Origin of the sequence: Streptococcus sp. WM07 (assembly GCF_004570525.1) — a bacterium.
GTDB lineage: Bacteria > Bacillota > Bacilli > Lactobacillales > Streptococcaceae > Streptococcus.
The window spans coordinates 1-2,993 of the sequence record NZ_SPPZ01000091.1; the positions used below are offsets into that span (position 1 = coordinate 1).

The 2,993-nt window shown below is 43.4% G+C and carries 5 protein-coding genes; all 5 read right to left on the bottom strand.

Annotated features, from left to right (window positions below; all coding sequences use genetic code 11):
* Nucleotides 1–286: IS66 family insertion sequence element accessory protein TnpB (gene tnpB, locus E4T71_RS08305; RefSeq protein WP_245165717.1), on the bottom strand; the 286-nt coding region annotated here is incomplete at its 3' end.
* 202 nt (nucleotides 287–488) lie between these two features.
* Nucleotides 489–1,601 (bottom strand): RNA-binding cell elongation regulator Jag/EloR, encoded by a 1,113-nt coding sequence (jag, locus tag E4T71_RS08310; protein ID WP_135038848.1) that lies wholly within the window; start codon nucleotides 1,599–1,601, stop codon nucleotides 489–491.
* Between the two features lie 20 nt (nucleotides 1,602–1,621).
* Nucleotides 1,622–2,446 (bottom strand): YidC/Oxa1 family membrane protein insertase, encoded by an 825-nt coding sequence (locus tag E4T71_RS08315; protein ID WP_306766726.1) that lies wholly within the window; start codon nucleotides 2,444–2,446, stop codon nucleotides 1,622–1,624.
* The gene (gene rnpA / locus E4T71_RS08320; RefSeq protein WP_135038853.1) at nucleotides 2,424–2,789 is read right to left on the bottom strand and encodes a ribonuclease P protein component; all 366 of its coding nucleotides are present in this window, start codon (nucleotides 2,787–2,789) and stop codon (nucleotides 2,424–2,426) included. The genes E4T71_RS08315 and rnpA overlap by 23 nt, the downstream gene beginning before the upstream one ends.
* Nucleotides 2,749–2,993, bottom strand: a 245-nt coding sequence (locus E4T71_RS10075; RefSeq protein WP_209304479.1) for a hypothetical protein, incomplete at its 5' end; no start/stop codon positions are given. The genes E4T71_RS10075 and rnpA, both read right to left, overlap by 41 nt.

Consider the following 2,993-nt stretch of genomic DNA (forward strand, 5'->3'; position numbering starts at 1 on the left):
CTCGCTCATTCGAAGGCCAGTTGAGTTTTCCATTCTCAAACCTTTTGTACAGTAACCAGAAGCCCTGTCCATCCCAATAAAGGGCTTTGAAGCGATCTTTTCTTCCACCACAGAAAAGAAAGACTTGACCTGAGAAAGGGTCCAATTCAAATTCCTGTTTCACTAAGTAAGCCAAGGAATCAATTCCTTGCCTCATATCTGTTTTACCAGTTATCAAATGAACCCGACCTAAATCGCATAAATTTATCCTAGTGAACGAGCGAGAATCTACCATACCAATCTCCATCCTGATGATTTATAAGATTAGTATAGCTAGATTTCTAGTTCGGTTAAAGATACCTTGTTATTGGGCGCTTACAAAAGAAGATTCAGAATTTCTGGCTTAGCTTGAAATTTGAATAATAGAAAACAGCTTAGAATCAACGTTTTTAATAACGTAATTCTAAGCTGTTTTCTATTTCGAAGGCTTTTTGCCCAGCCTCTACTTATTAAATTAATTCGAGTTCTTCTTCTTCGATATCCACTACAACGTAGCGATTGGGTTCGTCGCCTTCTGAGTAGGAGGTAACGCCATCGATTTTGGAGATGATGCGGTGGATAATCTTGCGTTCATTATTGGACATTGGATCTGTTTCCATGGCTCTGCCTTCTTCTAGGACTCGAAGGGCTAGTTTTTGGGCGTAGCTTTGGAGAACTTCTGCTCTGTGTTCCACATAGTCATTAACATTGATGGAAATAAAGAGGGTGCGTCCATAAAGGTTGTAGAGGTAGTTTTGAGCTAGGAGCTGTAGGGATTTAAGAACTTTCCCGTGGTAGCCGATGACACGCCCTGGTTCGTTGGTATCAATTTGGAAATAGATGGTCCGGCGGCTGATAGATGCGGAGACCGTTGCTTCAACATCCATTTCCTTGAGAATAGATTCCAAATATGTTTGGGCTTGGTCCATCTGTTCTTCTTCTAGACTTTCGCGTTCACGTCGAACAAAGGTCGTTGGTTCTAGCTGTTCTTCGTCTGGAGACTGATCCAAAACTTCTGGTTCTTCGACTTCTTCCAGAGTCACCTCTGCTTCAACTGAAGTAGCTTCCAAGTCAGTTTCTACCACTTCCTTATCCTCTACTGCATCTTCTTCAGTGCTTTCAACTTGAAGAAGGGGCTCAGATGCTTGAATCTCAGTAGGTTCAGCCATTTCTTCCTCTTCTAGAACTTCTTCAACTTGAGGAAGGGCTGTCTCATCTTGAACTTCTTCTTCTACGAAGACTTCTTTAGGAAGATCGCGTGGGAAGAGGATACTGAGCTTGCCAGTCTCTTCTAATTTAGAAATAGCCTCTGCCATGTCATCCTGAGACTGGCTTTCCTCTGTGACATCTTCTTCAATAGTTTCCACCAGAGGGGTTTGAAGCGGGAGAGTGTCTTCTAAGTCATAGTCTTCCTTGAAATCTAAGGCTTCCATCTCGACTTGGGCTGGTTTTTTACCGATTCCTAAAAATCCGGACTTTTCACGTGCTAGGACCTTGATCCGAACTTTCATGCGTGGGAGGCCTAGGTCTTCCAGACCATTTTTAATTGCTTCCTCAACGGTAGCTCCTGTATAAAGTGCCATAAGTAAACTCCTTTATCGCTTTACTTTTTCTTTCTCTTTTTCCTTGCCTTGCGTTCGGCCTTGCGTTGCGCAGCGACCTTTTGCTTAACCTCATCTTCTTCACGTTGACGTGCAGCCACTATTTTGAAAGGATTATTCAAAAATAAGGTCTGTCCAACCTGATACGCATTGGAGATAGTCCAGTAGAGGGCCACCCCACTAGCCACCGAGAGCGAGAGGAAGAAGATCATCACCGGCATGATATACGTCATACTGGATGTTAATCCATTTTTTTCTTTTAAAGCATAAGTAGATAGCCAAGAGGCCACAAAGGTGAGTGCAGCGGCCAAAAATGGGAGAATCAAGTAAGGGTCGGGTTGGCTAAGATCCAACCACAAGAAATGAGCTCCTTGCAGGATGTCCACTCGGGTGAGGGACTGGTAGAAAGCCAAGAGAATTGGTAATTGCACAAAGAGGGGAATAAAGGCAGCAAAGGGGCGAACACCACGCTCTGTATAGAGAGCCTGTGTCCTGCGCGCTAGCTCCTCCTGACCTTCACGACCACGTCCTCGGTACTCTTCTTGCAAAGCCCGAAGGGCAGGCTGGATCTCTTGCATCTTTTGGGAGGACTTTGTCTGATATTGGAAGACAGGCAAGAGTACCGTCCGCAAAATCAAGGTCATGAGAATAATCCCTAGACCAACATTTCCTCCAAAAGAAAGACCATTAATCGCTTCCGCAAATAAATAAACCAACTTCTCCCAGAGGCCTGTCGACTGACTGGTCACCTGAGAAGTTCCACAGGCAGTGAGCGTAACCAAAGTCAAACCCACAAGTCCTAAACTAAGTATTTTCTTTTTCTTCACGTTCATCTTCCTCTTGATAAATCGTAGCCAATTTAAGGATATGGAGAAGATTCTGCTCCATCTCTACATAGGACAACTCTTCGACTCCCTTTCGGGCAATCAATAGAATATCCACAGGCGCTAACCGATCTTGATGTTTTTGAAGGAGGTGGCGTAAATGCCGCTTGATGCGATTACGGGTCACCGCATTCCCTAAACGCTTGCTTACGGAAAGCCCCACCCTAAAGTGCGTCAGGTCGCTATCCATCTGGTAAACCACGAACTTCCGATTAGCCTTATTTCGCTTCTGAGCTAACAGAGCCTTAAAGTCTTGATTTCTTTTGATACGATAGCTTTTTTTCACAATCTTCTTCCTTCATCAAAATTAGTATTATTATACCACAATTTCCAATAAAACCAATAGTAGCAAGGGATAGAGGCAAAAAAGAGGCTGGGCAAAAACTAGCCAATAATTGAAAAATCACAGAGAATTTGTATTTGGTTTTCGCCAAAAGATACAAATTTGTCTGTGATTTTTCTTTGTCTTTTTCATATTGGACTAACCTCT